General features: G+C 70.4%; 18 protein-coding genes. 7 read left to right on the forward strand and 11 right to left on the reverse strand.

The genetic code is table 11. From position 1 onward, the window contains the following. Positions 1 to 8: 8 nt before the first annotated feature. The 4 genes from ASF41_RS24750 to ASF41_RS10030 form a co-directional block, all read right to left on the reverse strand. Positions 9 to 170, reverse strand: a complete 162-nt coding sequence (locus tag ASF41_RS24750; RefSeq protein WP_156389656.1) for a hypothetical protein — start codon at positions 168 to 170, stop codon at positions 9 to 11. A gap of 207 nt (positions 171 to 377) precedes the next feature. Then, a complete protein-coding gene (locus tag ASF41_RS10020) occupies positions 378 to 569 on the reverse strand; it encodes a DUF1192 domain-containing protein (RefSeq protein ID WP_056222663.1) in 192 nt (63 codons plus the stop codon). Positions 570 to 588: 19 nt separating this feature from the next. Continuing rightward, the gene (locus ASF41_RS10025; protein WP_056351120.1) at positions 589 to 1,809 is read right to left on the reverse strand and encodes a phosphopentomutase; all 1,221 of its coding nucleotides are present in this window, start codon (positions 1,807 to 1,809) and stop codon (positions 589 to 591) included. Between the two features lie 11 nt (positions 1,810 to 1,820). After that, positions 1,821 to 3,449 (reverse strand): ABC transporter ATP-binding protein, encoded by a 1,629-nt coding sequence (locus tag ASF41_RS10030; RefSeq protein ID WP_056492849.1) that lies wholly within the window; start codon positions 3,447 to 3,449, stop codon positions 1,821 to 1,823. A gap of 138 nt (positions 3,450 to 3,587) precedes the next feature. Here ASF41_RS10030 and ASF41_RS10035 point away from each other — a divergent pair, with 138 nt between their 5' ends. Continuing rightward, the gene (locus ASF41_RS10035) at positions 3,588 to 4,598 is read left to right on the forward strand and encodes a lytic transglycosylase domain-containing protein (RefSeq protein WP_200941264.1); all 1,011 of its coding nucleotides are present in this window, start codon (positions 3,588 to 3,590) and stop codon (positions 4,596 to 4,598) included. A gap of 146 nt (positions 4,599 to 4,744) precedes the next feature. Further along, complete coding sequence (locus ASF41_RS10040; RefSeq protein WP_056492857.1) at positions 4,745 to 5,653, forward strand: alpha/beta hydrolase; 909 nt, start codon at positions 4,745 to 4,747, stop codon at positions 5,651 to 5,653. 67 nt (positions 5,654 to 5,720) lie between these two features. Here ASF41_RS10040 and ASF41_RS10045 read toward each other — a convergent pair whose 3' ends face one another. From ASF41_RS10045 to ASF41_RS10065, 5 genes are all read right to left on the reverse strand, one after another. Beyond that, a complete protein-coding gene (locus tag ASF41_RS10045; RefSeq protein ID WP_056492860.1) occupies positions 5,721 to 6,875 on the reverse strand; it encodes an endo-1,4-beta-xylanase in 1,155 nt (384 codons plus the stop codon). Beyond that, a complete protein-coding gene (locus ASF41_RS10050) occupies positions 6,872 to 7,294 on the reverse strand; it encodes an acyl-CoA thioesterase (RefSeq protein ID WP_056222674.1) in 423 nt (140 codons plus the stop codon). The genes ASF41_RS10045 and ASF41_RS10050 overlap by 4 nt, the downstream gene beginning before the upstream one ends. A 94-nt stretch (positions 7,295 to 7,388) precedes the next feature. Then, the gene (locus ASF41_RS10055) at positions 7,389 to 9,155 is read right to left on the reverse strand and encodes a PQQ-binding-like beta-propeller repeat protein (RefSeq protein WP_056493039.1); all 1,767 of its coding nucleotides are present in this window, start codon (positions 9,153 to 9,155) and stop codon (positions 7,389 to 7,391) included. A gap of 71 nt (positions 9,156 to 9,226) precedes the next feature. Then, a complete protein-coding gene (locus ASF41_RS10060; protein WP_056492863.1) occupies positions 9,227 to 9,784 on the reverse strand; it encodes an ankyrin repeat domain-containing protein in 558 nt (185 codons plus the stop codon). A 105-nt stretch (positions 9,785 to 9,889) separates the two neighbouring features. Next, complete coding sequence (locus tag ASF41_RS10065; RefSeq protein WP_056492865.1) at positions 9,890 to 11,509, reverse strand: glycosyltransferase family 61 protein; 1,620 nt, start codon at positions 11,507 to 11,509, stop codon at positions 9,890 to 9,892. Positions 11,510 to 11,561: 52 nt separating this feature from the next. Here ASF41_RS10065 and uvrB point away from each other — a divergent pair, with 52 nt between their 5' ends. The 3 genes from uvrB to ASF41_RS10080 all read left to right on the forward strand — a co-directional run bounded on the left by uvrB (position 11,562) and on the right by ASF41_RS10080 (position 15,758). Beyond that, the gene (gene uvrB, locus ASF41_RS10070) at positions 11,562 to 14,510 is read left to right on the forward strand and encodes an excinuclease ABC subunit UvrB (RefSeq protein ID WP_244479612.1); all 2,949 of its coding nucleotides are present in this window, start codon (positions 11,562 to 11,564) and stop codon (positions 14,508 to 14,510) included. Positions 14,511 to 14,613: 103 nt separating this feature from the next. Then, entirely contained in the window at positions 14,614 to 14,997 is a 384-nt protein-coding gene (locus ASF41_RS10075) for a hypothetical protein (protein ID WP_348271628.1), read from the forward strand. Between the two features lie 50 nt (positions 14,998 to 15,047). Further along, positions 15,048 to 15,758, forward strand: a complete 711-nt coding sequence (locus ASF41_RS10080) for a YidB family protein (protein ID WP_056492868.1) — start codon at positions 15,048 to 15,050, stop codon at positions 15,756 to 15,758. 7 nt (positions 15,759 to 15,765) lie between these two features. On the opposite strand, the gene ASF41_RS10085 is transcribed toward ASF41_RS10080, so the two are convergent. Further along, positions 15,766 to 17,169 (reverse strand): sensor domain-containing diguanylate cyclase, encoded by a 1,404-nt coding sequence (locus ASF41_RS10085; RefSeq protein ID WP_082504245.1) that lies wholly within the window; start codon positions 17,167 to 17,169, stop codon positions 15,766 to 15,768. Between the two features lie 241 nt (positions 17,170 to 17,410). Continuing rightward, a complete protein-coding gene (gene mutM / locus ASF41_RS10090) occupies positions 17,411 to 18,310 on the reverse strand; it encodes a bifunctional DNA-formamidopyrimidine glycosylase/DNA-(apurinic or apyrimidinic site) lyase (protein ID WP_056492871.1) in 900 nt (299 codons plus the stop codon). A 131-nt stretch (positions 18,311 to 18,441) separates the two neighbouring features. On the opposite strand from mutM, the gene ubiE reads away from it, so the two are divergent. Together ubiE and ubiB are read left to right on the forward strand one after the other, a co-directional pair. Continuing rightward, positions 18,442 to 19,227, forward strand: coding sequence for a bifunctional demethylmenaquinone methyltransferase/2-methoxy-6-polyprenyl-1,4-benzoquinol methylase UbiE (gene ubiE / locus ASF41_RS10095; RefSeq protein ID WP_056492875.1), 786 nt, complete (start codon positions 18,442 to 18,444; stop codon positions 19,225 to 19,227). Between the two features lie 31 nt (positions 19,228 to 19,258). Next, the gene (gene ubiB, locus ASF41_RS10100) at positions 19,259 to 20,815 is read left to right on the forward strand and encodes a 2-polyprenylphenol 6-hydroxylase (RefSeq protein WP_056274768.1); all 1,557 of its coding nucleotides are present in this window, start codon (positions 19,259 to 19,261) and stop codon (positions 20,813 to 20,815) included. Positions 20,816 to 20,822 lie beyond the last annotated feature (7 nt).

A 20,822-nucleotide genomic window follows, 5' to 3' on the forward strand; every position in this document is an offset into this window, starting at 1 on the left:
GGCGGAGGTCACCGGGCGTCCCGGCCGCCGCCTACCCGATTCGCCGCCAGGGCGCGGAACAGGATGACGTTCGAAAGATCATACTGGACGGTGATCTCGGCGCCGTTCGCGGTCGGCGCGACGCTGTCGGGTAAGGGCGCCGGGGCCGGATTGATCAGGCAGGCGATCATCCGATCGCTCGTGCCCCGCTGCACGTGTCGCGCAACCCGCCGGCGCATCCATGGCGCCATCGTCCATCTCTCCAGCATGACCGCCCTCGCCCGTGGTTTGAAGAGTATTCAAGCGTGGGGTTGGGCGGCCTTCATCCCCCATTTGGGGGAAAGCGGGAATTCCTTCGCAGGAAATGTAACTTTAAAGCGATTCCTTCGGGGGAGGCCCTAGAGCCGAAAGAGGGAGCCCGCCCGCTCAAGGGCCGCCTTCTTGGCGTGCCGCGCCGCCTCCAGCCGCTCCACCTCGGACCGCAACAGTCGGATCCGCTCCTCGAGATCCTCGACCGACAGCGTGTCCAACGGTTCGCCGACCCGGTGAGCGATGGTCTGCCGGATGGCTCGGTCGTCCTCGTCGCGCATGGTGCTCCCCTCTCGTCCGTCAGTGCCAGCCCGTCCCCGCATCGAGGCGCGCGACCCCGAGATGCTGCGCGAGGGTCGCGCCGATATCCGCGAAGGTTTCGCGTCGGCCCAGGGACCCCGGCGAGACGCCGGGGCCGAAGGCCAGCACGGGAACCTGTTCCCGAGTGTGTTCGGTTCCGCCCCAGGTCGGATCGTTGCCGTGGTCCGCAGTGATGATGCAGAGGTCTCCGGGACGCAGCACGTCGTGGATCTCGGGCAGCCGGGCGTCGAAGCGTTCGAGTTCGGCGGCGTAGCCGGGCACGTCCCGACGATGGCCATGCTCGGTGTCGAAGTCGACGAGGTTGAGGAAGACGAGGCCGCCTTCCGGCAGCGCCGCGAATGCCGTCAGCGCGGCATCGAGACACGCGGTGTTGCCGCCAACCTTGATCTCCTGCCCGGTCGCCCGATGGGCGAAGATGTCGCCGATCTTGCCCACGCTGACGACGCTCCGCCCGGAGGCTCGGAGCACGTCCAGGAGGGTCCGGCCGGGCGGTTCGACCGCATAGTCCTTGCGGTTGGCGGTGCGCCGGAACCCGTCCTGCGCGCTGCCGACGAAGGGCCGGGCGATGACCCGGCCGACCCGGTAGGCGTCGCAGAGCTCGCGGGCGATCCGGCAGGTGTCGTAGAGCCGCTCCAACCCGAAGCTGTCCTCGTGCGCCGCGATCTGGAACACGCTGTCGGCGGAGGTGTAGCAGATCGGCCAGCCGGTCCGGACATGCTCGGCGCCCAGGCTGTCGATGATCGCGACGCCGGCGGCGTGGCAGTCCCCGAGGATGCCCGGCAGGCCGGCTCGCGCGATCAGCGACTCCGTCAGCGCGGCCGGGAAGGTCGGGACCGCGACGGGGAAGTAGCCCCAGGGCTCGCGGACCGGCACGCCGGCGATCTCCCAGTGACCCGAGGGTGTGTCCTTGCCGGCGGCGACCTCGACCGCGTGGCCGTAGGCGCCCGTCGGGGCGCCGGGGATCGCGAGACCGGGCGGCACCGCGCCGGTCGCGCCCATCGCCGCCAGCCCGAGGCCGAGGCGGGCCAGGTTCGGGAGTGCCAGGGGGCCCTGCCGCAGGCCAGCCCGGTCGCCCCGCCCCTCGGCGCAGGCGCGGGCGATGTGTCCGACCGTATCGGACCCGGCATCGCCGTAGCGAGCGGCATCCGGCGCGCCGCCGATGCCGACGGAATCGAGCACGATGAGGAAGGCGCGCGGCATGCCCGTTCCCCTCAGGCCGGGATCGGATCGGCGACGGCGTCGCTCTGGAGATCGAAGGCGGCGGCGAACAGCGCCTGGGTGTAGGCGGTCTTCGGCGCGGCGAAGATGTCCTCGGCCGGGCCCTCCTCGACGACGCGGCCGTTCTGCATCACCAGCACGTAGTTCGCCAGCGCCCGCACCACCTTGAGGTCGTGGCTGATGAACAGGTAGGCGAGCCCGCGCTCGCGCTGCAGGTCGCGCAGGAGGGTGACGATCTGGGCCTGGACCGAGCGGTCGAGGGCCGAGGTCGGCTCGTCCAGGACGACGAATTTGGGCTTGAGCACGATGGCCCGCGCGATGGCGATGCGCTGCCGCTGGCCGCCGGAGAACTCGTGCGGGTAGCGGTTCATGGTCGCCGGATCGAGGCCGACATCGTCGAGGGCCTTGGCGACGACCGCCTGCCGCTCGGCCCGCGTCTTCACCGCGCCCTGGACCACCAGCCCCTCGGCGACGATGTCCGCCACCGTCATGCGCGGCGAGAGCGAGCCGTAGGGGTCCTGAAAGACCACCTGCATGTCGCGTCGGATCGGGCGCATGGCGGCGGGCGGCAGGCCCGCGATGGAGCGGCCGAGGAACACGATGGGGCCCTCGCAGCCGGTGAGGCGCAGGAGCGCCAGGCCGAGGGTGGTCTTGCCCGAACCGGATTCGCCGACGACCCCGACGGTCTCGCCGGCCCGGACCCGCAGGGACACCCCGTCCACCGCCTTCACGTGGCTGGTGGTCCGGCGCAGCCAACCCTCGCGGATCGGGAACCAGACCTTGAGCGGGCCGGCCTCCAGGAGGCGCCCGGCATCGGGGGGAACCGGGTTGGCCCGGCCCTTCGGCTCCGAGGCGAGGAGGCGGCGGGTGTAGTCGTGCTGTGGCCGGGCGAAGATCTCCGCCACCGGGCCGGCCTCGACGACGCGCCCGGCGAGCATGACGCAGACGTTGTCGGCGATACGCAGCACGATGCCGAGGTCGTGGGTGATGAACAGCATCGCCATGCCGAGGCGCTTCTGCAGGTCGGCCAGCAGGGTGAGAATCTGCGCCTGGACGGTCACGTCGAGGGCGGTGGTCGGTTCGTCGGCCACCAGCAGGTCGGGCTCGCAGGCGAGCGCCATGGCGATCATCACGCGCTGGCGCTGTCCGCCCGAGAGCTCGTGCGGATAGGCGTTGAGGCGGCGCTCGGCGTCGCGCAGCCCGACCAGTTCGAGCAGTTCGAGGATGCGGGCCCGCGCCTTGCGACCGGACAGTCCGCGATGCACCTCCAGCACCTCGCCGATCTGCCGCTGGATCGTGTGCAGCGGGTTCAGGGAGGTCATCGGCTCCTGGAACACCATGGTGATGTCGGCGCCGCGGATGCCGCGCAGGCGCTTCTCCGGCAGGGTCAGCAGGTCTTCGCCCTTGAACAGGATGCGGCCGCCCGGATGGTAAGCGCTGCCGTCGAGGAGGCGCAGGATCGAGAGGGCCGTCACCGACTTGCCCGAGCCGGATTCCCCCACGAGGGCCAGCGTCTCTCCGGCCGTGATGGTGAAGCTCACGCGATCCACGGCGCGGGTCTCGCGCTCCCGCGTCCGGAAGGCGACCGACAGATCCTGAACGTCGAGGAGCGTTTCGGGCATCGAGGCCTGTTCTGCAGCGCGGCGGAATTCGCCACCACGCGGGTTATAGCGTGGGCGGACGGGATCGGCGAACGCGGATGCGACGCGGTCGGGGGCGTTTGTAATTGATCGTCGGCGCGCACGCTCTACAACCCGACCGTGACCTTGCCCCTTCGCCGTCTCTCCGCCGCCCTGCTGTCCCTCCTCCTCGGTGTCCTAGCCCCAGGGTCGGCTCGCGCCGCCGCCGAGGGCGCGACGGAGACGGTCGAACAGGCCCTGTGCCGCCTCATCGAGGGCTCGGCCAAGGCCCGCGGCCTGCCGGTGCCGTTCCTGACGCGCCTGATCTGGCGCGAGAGCGCCTTCCGGGTCACCGCCGTGAGCCCCGTCGGCGCGCAGGGCGTCGCCCAGTTCATGCCGGGCACGGCCCGGGAGCGCGGCCTGACCGATCCGTTCGATCCCGAGCAGGCGATCCCGCACGCGGCTCATCTGCTCGCCGACCTCAACCGGCAATTCGGCAATCTCGGGCTGGCGGCGGCGGCTTACAACGGCGGGCCGGGCCGGGTCTCGGCCTGGCTCGCGGGCAGCGGCGGCCTGCCCACCGAGACCCGGAACTACGTCCTGGCGATCACGGGCTCGCCCGCGGAAGCCTGGCGCCCGGGCGCGGCGATCGAGATGCCCGAGGAGGACGCGCCGAAAGCGAAGGACGGTTCGACCAAGACGCAAGAGACCAAGACGCCGGAGACCAAGACGCCGGAGACCAAGACGCCGGAGACCAAGGATCTCGGACCGAAGAAATCCGAGGCCGCGGCTTCGGAGCCCGGGGCCAATTCCGAGACCAGCTGCCTCAAGGTGACGGCGGCGCTGCGCATTCCGTCGCGCGGCGACCGGTTCGCCCTCGGCGGAAACGAGGGGCCGGCGGCGCCCTGGGGCATCCAGCTTGCCGGAAACTTCTCGAAATCGCTGGCGCTGCAGAGCTTCGCGCGAACACGGAAGCTCTACACAAGCGTGATCGGCGACGTTCGTCCGATGATCATCGGCACCCGCCTGCGCAGCCGCGGCACCCGCGCCTTCTACCGCATCCGCATCCCGGCCCAGAGCCGGGAGGCCGCCGACGGCCTGTGCGGGCGCATCCGGCAGGTGGGCGGCGCCTGCCTCGTCCTCAGAACCTGATCGGGACGCCAAGAACCTGAGGACCCGCTTCGCACCGCGACGCGACAGGTCGCTACGAATCGACCTCGCGCCATGAATTGCATTCGCGCCATGAATCCGCCGCGCCGGCCCTGTCACAGGGGGCTCGCCCCCCAACAGAGAGATGCATGACCCGGGTTCTTGCCGTCCTTGCCAGCCTCGCCGGACTCGCGCTCGTCGCGCTCGGCATCACGGCCTGCTCCCCCCTCGCCTTCTTCGACGCGATCGGTCCCCGGGACCAGGGCGGACGGATCAGCCTGAAGGACGCCGCGTTCGGCGCCCATCCGCGCCAGCGCCTCGACGTCTTCACCCCCGTGGCCGGCCCCACCGGCGCCCCCGTGCTGGTGTTCTTCTACGGTGGCTCTTGGAAGAACGGCGCGAAGGAGGACTATGCCTTCGTCGGACAGGCCCTCGCGGCGCAGGGGTTCGTGACCGTGTTGCCGGATTACCGGCTCTATCCGGAGGTCCGGTTCCCGGACTTCCTCGACGACGGGGCCCAGGCCCTGGCGTGGGTCGAGCGGAACATCGCCGCCTATGGGGGCGACCCGAGCCGGGTGGTCCTCGCCGGGCATTCGGCCGGCGCCTACAATGCAGTGATGCTCGCGCTCAACCCGTCCTACCTGCGCCGGGCCGGCGTCGATCCGCGGGTGATCCGGGCGGTGGCGGGCCTGTCCGGTCCCTACGACTTCCTGCCGCTGGATGCCGGCACCGCCACGGACTTGTTCGGCGAGGCCCCCGACACGGCGGCGACCCAGCCCATCACCTTCGCGGGCCCGCACTCGCCGCCGGCCTTCCTCGCCTCCGGCGACGGCGACACCACCGTCCGCCCTTCCAACACGCGCAGCCTCGCCGCGCGGCTGCGCGCTGCCCGCGTGCCGGTGCAGGAGCGGGTCTATGCGGGGCTCGACCATGCCGACACCCTGCTGGCGCTCTCTGTGACCTTCCGGTCGAAGGCCCCCGAGCTCGCCGAGATGGCGGCCTTCCTGCGCCAGCACGCCGGCGAGCGACCGCAGCAGGCGCGGATGGTCCCTCGCTAGGATCTGTCGGGGCGCAGCTAAAACCGGTTATCCCGAAACGACAGACGACAAGACAGATTCCAGGGGCTCAGGCGCCGCGCAAGGCGTCCCGCGCCTGCCGGTGGTCCGGCGCATCGGCGAAGGCCCGGCGCATCGCCGACCAGAGCGGCGTGCGCGCGAGGTGCTCATCCAGCGGCAGGGCACGCTGGAGCAGCCCGTCGGGGCGCCGGCGCTCGGGATTGGCGTTGAGCCAGGTGTTCCGGTTGGTGATGTCCCAGGTGAGGACGTTGAGCACCGCCGCCTCGTCCAGGACCACGTCGAGGAAGCGGCGGACCAAGTCGGATACCGCCCGGTCGCGGGCATTCAGGTCGGCGGGGTAGGTCCGATCGTTGACGTCGAGTTCCGTGACCTCAATGGCGAGCCCGAGGCCGGCCACCTCGCGCAGGAAGGTGCGCAGCTTGTCCTGGTTCAGCGAGTGTTTCGCGTAGAGGTGCCCCTGCAGGCCGAGCCGGCGGATCGGCACGCCGCGGCGGCGCATCCCCTCCAGGGTCCGCAGAACCATCGCGCGGCGCTGGTCGATCCAGTCCGCGTCGAGTTCGAGATCGTTCTCGTTCCAGACCCCAGCGGCGTCCGGTGCGACCGCGTGCTGGATGCGGAAGGCGAGATCGACGTAAGCAGGCCCCAGCGCCGCGAGCCACGGGGTGCGCCGCAGCCCGTCCGGGCGCCCGTCCTGGGGGCCGCAGATCTCGTTGACCACGTCCCAGGCCTCGATCCGCCCCCGATAGCGACCGGCCATGGCGCCGATCCAGCGGCGCAGGAAGGCTTCGCCCTCCCCCGCCGAGAGCCGTTCGCCGACCCAGACCGGCAGGCCCTCGTGCCAGACCAGGGTGTGGCCGCGCAGGCGCTGGCGGTTGGCCTCCGCGAAGGCCGCGACTTCGTCCGCGTAGGTGAAATCGAGGCTGTCCGGTGCCCGCCAGGCATAGGTCAGCTTCATCGCGTTCTCGGACACGAGGATGCCGGCCTCCCGAGCCAGGGCGCGCCCGTAGGCCGGGTCCTGCCGCAGGGTGACGCCGTTCACCGCCGAGCCGTAGGCCACCCCCTTGCGCGCGGCCGCCGCCTGGAGGCTGTCCTCCGACCACGAAGGCGCCGCGGCGAAGCCGGGCCCTGCTGCGAAGACGGGACTCCCGGCAAGGCCGAGAGCGCCGCCGAGGACGGCTCGGCGGGAGGGGCCGGGACGGCTCACGCCCCGGCGGTCTCGGGCTCCGGCGGGATCACCCGGGGCCGGCGGTCCGGGCCGATCGCCACGAAGGTGAAGAGTCCTTCGGTGACCTTCATGGTCTCCTCGCCCTCGCGCTCCCGGCGCCAGACCTCCACCTGGATGCCCATGGAGGTGCGGCCGACCCGCACGATCCAGGCGTAGATGCTCACCTCGTCGCCGACGATGACCGGTCGGTGGAAGGTCATGGCCTCCACCGAGATCGTGGCGCAGCGGCCCCGGGAGCGCCGGGCGGCGATGTTGCCGGCCGCGAGATCCATCTGGCCCATCAGCCAGCCGCCGAAGATGTCCCCGGCCGGGTTGGTGTCGGCCGGCATCGCGATGGTGCGCACCACGGGCGGGCCGCGGTCGTCGGGCTGGCGCGATGCGGAGGCGTCGGTCGTCATGGAGGAGAGGGTCTCGGGTTGCGCTGGACCGGCGCACGCAAGCCCTGCGCCGCCCGCGCCGTCATCTCACATCGGCCGTGGAGCGGCCAGGTTCTCAATCCGGCAGTGCGAAGATCACGAGGGCGTCGCCGGTGCCGAAGCCGGACCCCTTGGTGAAGGAGGCGCCGCCGGCCGCCACCGCGACGTACTGCCGGCCGTCGAGGGCGTAGGTGATGGGCGGGCCGCCGATGCCGGCGCCGCACTGGAAGCGCCACAGGATCGCACCGGTCTCGGCATCGTGGGCGTCGAGATGGCCGTCCTCCTCACCGGAGAAGACGAGGCCCGAGGCGGTGGCCAGCGTGCCGCCGGAGAGCCGGCTGCCGCCCTTCACCGTCCACTTGATCGCGCCGCCCCGGGCGAGGTCCACCGCCGTCAGGGTGCTGAAGCTCGGTTCGCCCTTGGCCTCGGTGGTCTCGGTGTAGCGGATCGCCGGCCGGTCGCCCGAGGCGGGGACCGTTCGGACCACGTAGGTGGTCGCTCCGTGCCGGACCTGGGCGAAGGCGGTCCCTCGCTGCGCATCGTAGGCCACCGGATGCCAGGAGATCGCCCCGAGCGGTCCGGGACTGACCACCGTTCCGGTTTCGGTCGGGGGCGCGTAGAGGTTCTTCTGGGCGATCAGCGGCTCGGACTTCGCCAGAAGCTTCCCCGTCATGCGGTCGTGGACGTAGAGCCAGCCGGTCTTCGAGCCCTGAGCCACGGCCTTGACCGGGCCCTGCGGCGTCGGCTGGTCGAGTAGGAAGGGCGGGCTCGCCACGTCGTAGCCCCACTCGTCGTGCGGGACCTGCTGATAGTACCAGCGCAACTGCCCCGTACGGACGTCGAGGGCGACGAGGCTCATGGTGTAGAGGTTGTCGCCCGGGCGCGAGAGGCCGAAATTCTGCGGCGCCGGATTGCCGGTGCCGACGTAGATCAACCCGAGATCCCGGTCGTAGGCCGGCGTCATCCAGAGCGAGCCGCCCCCGACCCGCCAGGCTTCCGGGTGGGCCGGGGCGGCGGCCTTCTCGGCGGCGATGTCCCGGTGCAGCGGCACCCCGTCGGGCGTGGTCGCCGAGAAGGCGCCCTCCCAGCCGTCCGACTTGGTCACGTACCAGCGCCAGCGCTCGGCCCCCGTGGCGGCGTCGTAGGCCGCGAGCCAGCCGCGGCGGCCGTAGCCGCCTTCGATGCCCACCACCGCGCCGCCGTCGAGGCCGCCCTTGGCGTCTTCCACGTGCAGGCCGTAGCCGGCGCCGGCGACGCCGACGATGACGAGGCCGTCGGCCACCAGGGGCGGCATCTTGAAGCCGAGGCGGCTCGACCCCTGGACCGTGCCGGCCCCGAGCGTGTCCGCCAGGGCCGAGGCGGTCTCCGATTCCCCCTCCTCCGGGCGCACCGCCTCGTGGTCCCACAGGACCTTTCCGGTGGCCGCGTCGAGGGCGATGATCCGCCCGTCCATGGTCGCCTCGAAGACCTTGCCGCCGGAGACGGCCACGCCCCGGTTCGAGGGCGGCCCGAAGATCTTCTCCGTGCGCGCCTTGTGGGTGTAGGTCCACAGCACCCGTCCGCTGCGCGCATCGAGGGCGGCGACGTGGTTCTGGGTGGTCGAGACGTAGAGCGTCCCGTCCACCATCACGGGTTCCGCCTGGAAGTAGCCGGTGATGCCGGTCTGGAAGATCCAGGCCGGGCGCAGGGCCTTCACGTTGCCCCGGTCAATCCCGGTGAGCGGCGAGAAGTGCTGGTTGGTGTGGTCGCGACCGAACATCGGCCAGTCGTCGGCCGACAGGGCCGTTCCGGGCAGGCTCGCGAGAATGAGGGCGGTGAGTCCGCGGCGAAACGTGTTCGGCATGAGCATTCCTCACCTCGGTCGCCCCGTGGCCGGGCGATCCGCAGCGGATTCTGGGACGGGAACGGTTCCGATCAGCCCGTTGCGCCCGGGCGTCCGGCCCCGGCGAGCTGCGCGGGCGTGTCGGCGGCGCCCATGGAGCCCGCCAGGGCGGCGGCGGTGAGCCCCGAGCTGTCCCGGGCATCCGGATCGGCGCCGTGGGCGAGGAGCAACGCGACCATCTCGGTGCGGTTGAACATCGCCGCGGTCATCAGGGCGGTCCGGCTCCCCGTCCCCGTGCCGTCGACCTGGGCGCCGTGGGCGAGGAGCAGGCCGGCGATGGCCATGTCACCCTTGAAGGCGGCGCCGGCCAGCGGCGTCTGGCCCCGGCCGTTGGCGAGTTCGGGGTCGCCGCCCGCCTCCAGGATCACCCGCGTCGCCTCGGCCTGCCCGTTATAGGCGGCAAGCATCAGGAGGCTGTCGCCCTTGTCGTTGCGCAGGTTCGCCGGCAGGCCCTGCCCGAACAGTGTCGCGAGATCCTCCGCGTGCCCCATGCGGGCGTACTGGAAGACCCGAGCGGCGAAGGCCAGGGTGTCGGCGTCGAGCTCGGGTTTCGGCGACGTCTCGCCTGTCGAAGAAGTCTCGGGATCCATCGGTCTGTCCGGTCTGGGGCGCGATGCGGCGGCGGTCCTGCGCGCAACCTAGCTCCGCGGGCGCAGGTGTCGAGGAACGGAGGGGCGGATTCTTTGCGGCCGCCGTCAGAACCCGTGGCGATCGAGGGTCTCTCGCAGGATGTCGATCGGAATCGCGTAGTCGGACTGCATCCCGAGATCCGGTGCGGCGCTGCTGCCGTGGATGCAGACGTAGGTGCCGCGCACGAGGCCGATGAGATCGAGGAAGAAGTCGTCGAGCATGTCCTGGTTGGTCAGCATCAGGCAGCGCACGCCGGGCTCGGCGAAGGCGAGGTTGCTGAGGGCGGCCCCCATCCCGCCGATGACGAAGCGTGCGGCGGCGAAGATCTGGACCTGGCGCGCGAAACACTCTGTCTCCGGATGAACGGTTCGGTAGCCGCGCTCCGCCAGCACGGCGATCACCTCCGCCTCGTTGACGAGGCGCCGCCGCGCGTTGCGGTTGCGGCTGACGTAGATCCGCTCCGCCAGCGGCTCGGGCGGGGGGCCGATCCGCTGGCGGATCTCCCGCGCGGAGTCGATGACGAGGGGCGACTTGGTGATCGGCTGCCGGGTGATCGGGGTCGGATAGACCAGTTCCGCGAACACGACCTCGCGCTGCGTGAGCCAGACGATCCGATCCGCGCCGATGCCCAGGGCCGCCAGGGAGTCCCGGTAGACCGTTTCCATCGCCGGAATGGCGTGAACGGTGACCTTGGCGCCGTCGAGCAGACCGGCGCGGGCGGCGACGTGGAGACGGGGCAGGCACTCGATGAGCCAGTGCCCGTAATTCTCGGCCCAGAGCTGCCAGAGATGCACCGTGCGGCCGGACACCCGGCGCGGATGGGGGAGAGTGTGGTGAACCGAACCCGTTCCGTCGGGCGCCAGCGTCAGGGCGCCGAGATAATCGCCGCGATCGCGGTTGATGAGGCTCTCCTCGACCAGGGCATCGCCCACCTGAACCAGTGCGAACCCGAAGACGCGGGCATCCCGGAATCGGTAGACGCGTGCCCCGGGGGGCACGGCCTCGGAGCCGGAGAACCGCGCCGCGAAGTCGGCGATCCGCGGCGGCGCCCCGACCAGTTCGGCGAGGGCCCGCCGATACGGCGGCGCATCGATGGAGATCGCCGAGGGGGCCGGGATCTCGGCCGCGGGCCGGAGGCGGATCGAAGCGGGAGCGGCATCCGGCTTGCCCACCATCCGGTACCCGCCGTGGCGTCGGCCCCCTCCGCCCAGGGCCGCGAGCCGCTGGTCGAGGAGGCGCGCCGACGGGTTCAGGGCGGGCAGGCGCGCCCGGAATCCCGTGCGCTCCGGCACCGCGTAGACGCCGCCCCGGGCCAGCATGGGATAGAGGACGGCGAAAGCGAAAGCCCGCTCGGCCTCGGAACAGCGACGATGGTCAACGATCAGGCTCGGGCCGTGAAAGCGTGCCAGCCCGCGCAGCCAGCGCCGATCGTCCAGGCGGCCGCATGCCACGGTGACATCGCCCGGAGCCCGGGTCGCAAGATCGGGATTGGCGGTGACGAGACAGATCGGCGCCTGGATGAAGCGGCGTCCGAACGGTTCGAGTCCGGGAACGAGTTCATCGCAGAGGATCAGGATCGCGCTCGGCCGCGTTGCCATGGCGAGGATGGCGGGCACGCAGGCGAGGCGCGATAAATCGCCGCGTGCGGTGTTTCCGGCCTCGGCGGAGCGACGGGCGCGCAGCATCCGGCCGCTGCGGACCCTTTTCCAAGCGGCCGGTAGAAACCATACTTGCACCATGCCGACTCCGAAGAAGCCACGCGCTGCGTCCGACCCAGCTCCCGACGCGGAGGTTCTGACCACGAATGTCGGGAATTCCAAGGGCTCGGACAGCAAGGGCTCGGACGGCAAGCGTGCGGGCGCCGAGGGCGCTGGCCCCAAGGCCGCGGGGGCAAAGGCTTCCGGAACGAAGGCGTCCGCACCGAGGACGCCGAATTCCAAGGCGTCGAAGCCCGAGCTCCAGCCCCTCGACGAGCACCTGGCGGCCCTCCTCAGCCCGGCCCTGAACCGGAACCGCCTGCCGCCGGTCGCGCCGCCGGCCCCGGCCCGTCCGGGCCAGCCGAAGCCGCCGCGCGGACGTGCCAAGGCGCCCGCGGCTTCCAACCAGGCGCCCGCGGCTTCGGGCCAGGCGCTCTCGGCTTCCAGCAATGCCCCGGCGATCGTCCCGGACAAGGCCTCCGGCATGGGCTTCGGCGAGGCCGCGCAGGCGACCTTCGCCCATGGCGAAGCAGCCGACGTCGATCCGCGCCTCGCCCAGGCCCTGGGCCTGCGCGCGCCGGAGGACGGACCGGTTCCGGAGGGCCTGGGGGCGGTCGAGCCGGCGGATGATGAGGAGACCTCGCTGGCCGCGGACGGCGTCTCGGCCACCGTGGACGCGCTGTCGCGCCTGCTCACCGAAGGCAACCCGCTGTTCCGGGATGGCCAGACCTGGGTGCCCCACCGGCCGGATCGGCCGAAGAAGTCCGAGGGCGGTCTCGCCTTCACGCTCAAATCGGAGTTCGAGCCGGCCGGCGATCAGCCCCGTGCCATCGCCGAGCTGGTGGACGGCGTGAAGAAAGCCGAGCGCGATCAGGTGCTGCTCGGCGTCACCGGCTCGGGCAAGACCTTCACCATGGCGAAGATCATCGAGGCGACCCAGCGGCCGGCCCTGATCCTCGCGCCGAACAAGACCCTGGCGGCGCAGCTCTATGGCGAGTTCAAGAGCTTCTTCCCTGACAACGCGGTGGAGTATTTCGTCTCGTACTACGATTACTACCAGCCCGAGGCCTACGTGCCGCGCTCGGACACCTTCATTGAGAAAGAATCGTCGATCAACGAACAGATCGACCGGATGCGCCACGCCGCCACCCGCGCCCTGCTGGAGCGCGACGACGTCATCATCGTCGCCTCGGTCTCGTGCATCTACGGCATCGGCTCGGTCGAGACCTACACGGCGATGTCGTTCACGGTGTCGCTTGAGGAGAAGATCGAGCAGCGCCAGCTCATCGCCGACCTCGTGGCGCTCCAGTACAAGCGCATCCAGTCGGACTTCGCCCGCGGCACCTTCCGGGTGCGCGGCGACGTGATCGAACTCTGGCCCGCCCACCTGGAAGACCGCGGCTGGCGCATCGGCCTGTTCGGCGACGAGATCGAATCCATCACCGAGTTCGATCCCCTCACGGGCAAGAAGATCAACGACCTCAAGTTCGTGAAGGTCTACGCCAATTCGCACTACGTGACGCCGCGCCCGACGCTCCAGCAGGCGATCAAGGGCATCAAGACCGAGCTCAAGCTGCGGGTCGACGAGCTGACAAAGATGGGCCGCCTGATCGAGGCGCAGCGCATCGAGCAGCGCTGCACCTTCGACATCGAGATGATCGAGGCCACCGGCGCCTGCAACGGCATCGAGAATTATTCGCGCTACCTCACGGGGCGCAAGCCCGGCGAACCACCGCCGACCCTGTTCGAGTACCTGCCGGACAACGCCCTGGTCTTCACTGACGAGAGCCACGTCACGGTTCCTCAGATCGGCGGCATGTACAAGGGCGACTTCCGACGCAAGGCGACCCTGGCCGAGTACGGCTTCCGCCTGCCCTCCTGCCTCGACAACCGCCCGCTGCGGTTCGAGGAATGGGACGCGATGCGACCGCAATCGATCCACGTCTCGGCCACGCCGGCCAAGTGGGAGATGGAGCAGACCGGCGGCGTCTTCGCCGAGCAGGTCATCCGCCCCACCGGCCTCGTCGACCCGGTGATCGAGATCCGACCCGCCCGCTCCCAGGTCGACGATCTCCTGGGCGAAGTCCGCGAGGTGGCGCAGGCCGGATACCGCACCCTGGTGACGACGCTGACCAAGCGCATGGCCGAGGACCTGACCGAGTACCTGCACGAGAACAGCGTGCGCGTGCGCTACATGCACTCCGACATCGATACCCTGGAGCGCATCGAGATCATCCGCGACCTGCGGCTCGGGGCCTTCGACGTGCTGATCGGCATCAACCTCCTGCGCGAGGGCCTCGACATTCCGGAATGCGCCCTGGTGGCCATCCTGGATGCCGACAAGGAGGGCTTCCTGCGTTCGGAAACCTCGCTGGTTCAGACCATCGGCCGCGCGGCCCGCAACGCCGACGCGCGCTGCATTCTCTATGCGGACAACATCACCGGCTCGATGGAGCGGGCGATGGCCGAGACCGAGCGCCGCCGGACCAAGCAGCTCGCCTACAATGTGGAGCACGGCATCACGCCCCAGAGCGTGAAGCGCGGCATCGCCGACATCCTCGACAGCGTCTTCGAGCGCGACCACGTCCAGGTCGATACGGGGCTCGCCAAGAACGCCGTCACCATCGGCCACAACCTCAAGGCGGTCATGGCCGACCTGGAGAAGCGGATGCGCACGGCGGCCGCCGATCTCGACTTCGAGGAAGCCGCGCGCCTGCGCGACGAACTGAAACGCCTGCAGGCCACGGAGTTGCTGGTATCGGACGATCCCATGGCCCGCCAGGGCGACGTGGAGCGGGAGGCGGGGCGCTTCGGCGCCAAGCAGAGCCGCATTTCCAAGCCGACCCTCGACAATATGGGGCCCGGGACCGACCGCGAGCTGCCGGTCGGCGCTCCGGTCTGGCAGGAGCGCCCGAAGGCCCGCTCGACTCAGGGGCTCGGGGGACAGAAGCCGAAATACAAGGGCGGGGGCGGACGCAAGCGCGGCTGACCGCACGGGACCCCGGCGGTTTGCCAGCGGCGGGCCGGAACCCATCGGCGGCGGCGGGGCTTGGTTCGGCAACAGACGCCCCCTCCCGTTCGGAGCCTGTCCCGTGACCCACCCATTCTCGCCCCGCTCCCGGGCAGGCCGCCCGGCCTTCCGGCCCCGCGCCGGCGGTGCGATCACCGCCCTGTTCCTGTCGGGCCTCGCCCTCTCGGGCGCCGTCGGCCTGCTCGTCGGGCCCGCGAGCCTGCGGCCGGCCTCGGCACAGTCGGTGGCCAATCCCAACGATCAGCCGACGCCCGGCACCCTGCCCGGCCGCGACACCGCGGCCGGCGCCGCCGAGCGGCCGACTGGCCAGGTCGCGCCGCCGAAGGCGATCTCCGCCCCGACCGCCGTCACCGCATCGGACGCAAAGCTGGGTGCGCGTACGAACCCGCTGGACCACCTTCCGGCGAAGGATCGCGCGGCCACGGGTGGAACGCGCCGCGACTGAGGCGTCGGCGCGGGGCCGCCACCATTCATCGACACAGGGGAGAAGCGCATATGGGCCTGCTCGATCAAGTCATCGGCGGCGTTCTCGGACAGGTGCTCGGCGGCGGGCGCGAGCCCGAGCGGAGTGGCGGCTCAAATGGCGGCATGCTCGGCGGGGCGATGTCGCCGATCGTTCAGGCCCTCTTGATGCTGCTGATGTCGAAGGGTGCCGGAGGCCTCGGGGATCTCCTGGGCGGCGGCCGTCATGACGGCCGCCCGCCCCGCGGCGATGACGGGGGCGACATCGGCGGCTTCGGCCAGGACCGCGGCCCGGAGCCGGGCTACGGCCGCGATCGGGGCGAAGACGCCTCGCCCCTGCCCGGACGCGAAGGCGATTTCAGCGACCTGTCCGGGATGCTCGACGGCCCAGGCGACCGTGCCTCGGCCCCTCAGGATCGCAGCGCCGGTGCGGGGCCCTACGCGCATCTCGATCACGAGGCGCAGGACGGCCGCAGCGGGCTCGACGGGTTGATCGACCGCTTCCAGCGCGGGGGCCTCGGCGACGTCATGGAATCCTGGATCGGCTCCGGCGAGAATCGTCCCGTGGCGCCCGATCGTCTCGCCGACGCCCTCGGTTCGGACACGGTGAACGCCCTTCAACAGCGCACCGGCCTGGACCGGGACAACCTGCTGTCGCAGCTCGCCCAGGCCCTGCCCCAGGTCATCAACGGGCTGACGCCGCAGGGCCGCCGACCCACAGGGGAGGATATCCGGGGCTGGTGACCGCCCGTCAGGGCGAACCAAAGCGCATGCCGGGCTCGTAGAGCCGGAAGGTGTTGCGCCCGGAATCCTTGGCTTGGAACAGGGCGAGGTCGGCATTCCGGCACAACAGGTTGGCCTCGGTCCCGTCCTGGGGCGCCATCGCGACGCCGACGCTCACGCCGACGGTGACGCTGGTGCCGTCGACGTCGATCGGCTGAGACACGACCTCGATCAGGCGCTGGGCCAGGGTCCGGATGCTGCTGCTCACCACGGGTCCGGTCTGGATGATCATGAACTCGTCGCCTCCGATCCGCGCGACGGTGTCCTCGGACCGGACCAGGGCGCGCAGGCGGTTCGCGACTGTCCGCAGCAGGATATCGCCAGCATGGTGGCCGAGGGTGTCGTTCACGAACTTGAAGCGGTCGAGATCGAGACAGAGGACGGCGAAGGTGGCCCCGCGACGCTGGCTCACGGCGAGTTCCTGGACGAGGCGCTCGCGGAACAGCGTCCGATTCGCGAGATCCGTCAGGGCGTCGTGCCGTGCCATATGGGCGATCTGGAATTCCGCCTCCTTGCGCGCACTGATGTCGCGCGCCGCGGCCACGTAGCCGGTCGCACGCCCGCCGTCGGCATCGTAGGTCAGGTTGAAATTGACCTCGACCCAGATCCAGTTGCCGTCCTTCCGGCGGTAGCGCTGGGTCGACACCGCCCGGGTGACGCGCTCCGCGCCGAGATCGGACAGGAGCCGTCCATACGCCTCGGCATCGGCGGGATGGACCTGGTCCAGGGGCCGGGTGCCGATCAGTTCCTCGGCCTCGTAGCCCAGGAGGGTACGTGAGGCCGGCGAGACGTAGCGGCGCACGGTGTCGAGGGTGGCCCAGATCACCATGTCGGAGCTGTTCTCGGCGAGAAGCCGGTAATGGGCCTCGCGCTCCCGCAGCTTGGCCTTCGCCCGATGCAGGCTGAGCTGTGCCGCCACGACCGAGGCCAGATCTTGCAGCCGCGCGCGATCCTCCGGTGCGAACCGGCGCGGGACCTGATCGACGACGCAGAGGATGCCGACGCGCAACCCGGCCTCGGCGACGAGCGGGGCGCCCGCGTAGAACCGGACATGCGGCGGATTGATCACCAGGGGGCTCTCGCGAAAGCGCGGATCCGCCCAGGCATCCTCCACCACGAACACGTCGTCCGACAGGATGGCGTAGTTGCAGAATGCGCCCTCGCGCGCCGTCTCGTCGAGGTCGAGGCCACACTTGGCCAGGAAGTGCTGGTGGTCCGCCGCGATCAGCGAGACGTAGGAGATCGGCATGCCGAACAGGACCGCCGCCGTGCGGCAGACGGCGTCGAAATGCGGTTCGGGTTCCGCTTGCAGGATGTCGAGATCCTGCAGCGCCCTCAGGCGCTCGGCTTCGTTGCTCGCTTTGGGGTACATGCGTGCCCTGAATTCCAGCGGACCGGCGAACCCGACCGGCTGGGCCCGGCACCTCCGGGGTGCCGGGCCCAGCCGATTGCATCGGGCTGAAAGCGCTCATCGTGTAGTTGGACGGACAGTCTTCCGAAGAACCGGATGCCCATTCGCCGGACATCATGTTCGCATCCATTTACGAAATGAGCTTTAACGAGCCAGGTCTGAGCATTTCCCGAACGAAGGTGCGGCACGTCATCATCCCCCGTTATTTTGTCGGACGGATCTGGCAAGTCGCGCAAAAGAATGTCGATCGCCCGGATTGGACGATCCGCTCGATCGTGCCAGTACATCCCCGCGCTCCACAACGGTGACCGACCCGGTCGTAGACCCGGAACGCGTGTTGAAACGCGCCGCTGCCGCCATCGGTATGGGCGTAATCGCGCAGGGTCGATCCTCCGGCCGCCACGGCCTCGGTCAGAACCTCACCGATAACCTTGGCGAGCCGCCGGGCCTTCGGTGTCGGCGTCCCGTCCGGTCTGGCGAGTTGTCCCGCCCGCATCTCGGGGTGCAGCCCCGCCCGATGAAGGGCCTCGCAGACGTAGATGTTGCCGAGACCGGCGATCAGTCGCTGGTCCAGGAGGGCGGCCTTCAGCGGCGTGATCCTGTTGCGGAACAGGCGCGCGACGGCGTCCGCGGTCAGGGCCTCGCTCAGGGGTTCGATCCCCATGCCGGCGAAGTGCCGGCTCTCGCCCAGGGCGGGGGTCGGAACGAGATCCATGAAACCGAAGCGCCGGACGTCGTTGTAGGTCACGGTGGCGCCGTTCGACATCGCCATGACGACATGGTCGTGCTTGGCGTTGCCCTGTGCGCCCTCGAGGTAGAAATCGCCGGGCGAGAGGTTGCGCCCGTCCGGCAGGGCCACGTCGAAGCGCCCGCTCATGCCGAGATGCATGATCAGCGACTCTCCCGAATCGAGACCGGCCACGAGGTACTTCGCCCGACGGGCGAGGTCCGTGACCGTGCGACCCTTCAGGCGTTCGGCGAAGCGGTCGGGGAACGGGAAGCGCAGGTTCGGACGCCGCAGGATCACGCGGCTGAAGCGGGACCCCACCAGGGCCGGGGCGAGGCCGAGCCGTACGGTTTCGACTTCCGGGAGTTCGGGCATGCGTTCGATCGGTGTCTTCGCTGCGGCATCGCCGATGGGGCACGTGCGGCGTCGCCGATGGGGACTGGGCTCGGATGGCAGATGGCGATTTCGGCCACGTTTCGCTATGAGCGTCCGCGAGAGGGTGGTCCATGAGTTCGGTAAAACGGTCGGTCGATCAATCCGCGGACGAGGCGAGCACGCATTTCGGCTTCGAAAGCGTGTCCCTCGACGAGAAGCAGGGGCGCGTCGACGACGTCTTCCGCTCCGTCGCCAAGCGCTACGACCTCATGAACGACCTGATGTCGGGTGGGCTGCACCGCGCTTGGAAGTCGCACCTCATCTCGATGCTGCGGCCGCCGCGCAACCGGCCCTTCCGGCACCTCGACGTGGCCGGCGGCACCGCCGACATCGCGTTCCGCGCCCTGGAGGCCGGCGGCCCCGCGACGCACTCCACCGTGCTCGACATCAACGAGGCCATGCTGCGCGTCGGCGCCGAGCGGGCCGGGGACCGCTTCACCGGGCGCATCGACTTCGTCACGGCCAATGCCGAGGCGCTGCCGCTCCCGGCGGAGCGGTTCGATGCCTACACCATCGCCTTCGGCATTCGGAACGTACCCCGGATCGACAAGGCGCTCGCCGAGGCGCACCGGGTCCTGAAGCCCGGCGGCCGGTTCCTCTGCCTCGAATTCTCGAAGGTCGACCTGCCGGTGCTCGACCGAATCTACGACGCCTACTCGTTCCACGTGATCCCGCGCCTCGGCGCGCGCGTGGCCGGCGACGCGGATTCCTACCGCTACCTCGTAGAATCGATCCGTAAGTTCCCCTCCCCCGGGCGTTTCGCCGGCATGATCGAGGCGGCCGGGTTCCGGCACGTCAGCCACCGGCCCCTGACGGGCGGCATCGTGGCGATCCATTCGGGCTGGAAGGTCTCGTGACGGCGGGTTTCGTGACGACGCGGGCCGCCTGATGCTCGGCGCCGTCGTTCACCTGGCCCGCGGCGCGCATGTCGGCTTCGTGCTGGCGCGCGAGGGCGCCCTCGCCCTGGTCGACCCGACCGAGTTGCCGCCGCACCTCCGCCTCGTCCTGCGGATCGGCCGGATGCTGGAGCGTCCCGGCCTAGGGGTCGGCGCCGGCCCGCTCCAGCGCGCCCTGACGCGCCTCGGGCCGAGCTACGTCAAGTTCGGCCAGTTCCTCGCCACCCGCCCCGACATCGTCGGCATGGCAGCGGCCCGCGACCTCGAAACCCTACAGGACCGTGTCCCCCCGTTCCCGCAGGAGACCGCGATCCGCTTGGTCGAGGCGGCGCTCGGCAAGCCGGTGGCGCATCTCTTCGTCTCGTTCAGCCCGCCCATCGCGGCGGCCTCGATCGCGCAGGTCCACAAGGCCCATATCCTCGACCTCGACGGCACCGAGCGCGTGCTGGCGATCAAGATCATGCGCCCGGGCGTGCGCGAGCGCTTCCAGCGCGACCTTCAGGTCATGCGCTTCATGGCCCGCGTGGTCCACGTGCTCTCGCCCAAGGCCGAGCGCCTGCGCCCCCGCGAGGTGGTGGAGATCCTCGCCCGCTCCGTGATGATGGAGATGGACTTCCGGCTCGAAGCGGCCGCGATGTCCGAGCTGGCGCAGAACACCCGGGACGACGCGGATTTCCGCGTGCCGAAGCCCGATTGGGAGCTGACCGCCCGCGACGTGCTCGCCAGCGAGTGGATCGAGGGCATCCGCCTCAACGACCGCGCCGCCATCGTGGCGGCCGGGCACGACCCGAAGGCCCTCGGCCGGGCCGTGATCCAGTCGTTCCTGCGCCACGCCATCCGGGACGGCTTCTTCCATGCCGACATGCATCCGGGGAACCTGTTCGTCGATCCGACCGGAACGCTCGTGGCCGTCGATTTCGGCATCATGGGCCGGCTTGGGCACATGGAGCGGCGCTTCCTCGCCGAGATCCTGCTCGGCTTCATCCTGCGCGACTACAAGCGCGTGGCCCAGGTGCATTTCGAGGCCGGCTACGTGCCGGCGCACCATTCGGTCGAGGATTTCGCCCAGGCGATCCGAGCGATCGGCGAGCCGATCCATCAGCGCAAGGCCGACGAGATCTCGATGGCCAAGGTGCTCACCCTGCTGTTCGACATCACCGCCCTGTTCGACATGAGCACCCGCACCGAACTGGTGATGCTGCAGAAGACCATGGTGGTGGTCGAGGGCGTCGCCCGCTCGCTCGATCCGCAACTCGACATGTGGACCGGCGCGGAGCCCGTGGTGCGCTCCTGGATCGCCCGCAACCTCGGGCCGGTGGGCCGTGTCGAGAGCCTCGGCCGCGCCGCTCTGACTATCACCGACGTGGTCTCGGACCTCCCCGACCTCGCCCAGCGCCTGCGCCGCATCCTGGTGCGCCTCGACGAGCGGGGTTCCAGCGACGCCGGTCGCCTCGACGCCTTCGCCCGGGCCGAGCGCAAGCGCGCGATCTGGTCGACGGTGGCCCTGTGGGGCATCGCCATCGGTGCGCTGGTGATGGCGTTCCGGTAGCCTGCCT

This window comes from Methylobacterium sp. Leaf111 (assembly GCF_001423285.1).
GTDB lineage: Bacteria > Pseudomonadota > Alphaproteobacteria > Rhizobiales > Beijerinckiaceae > Methylobacterium.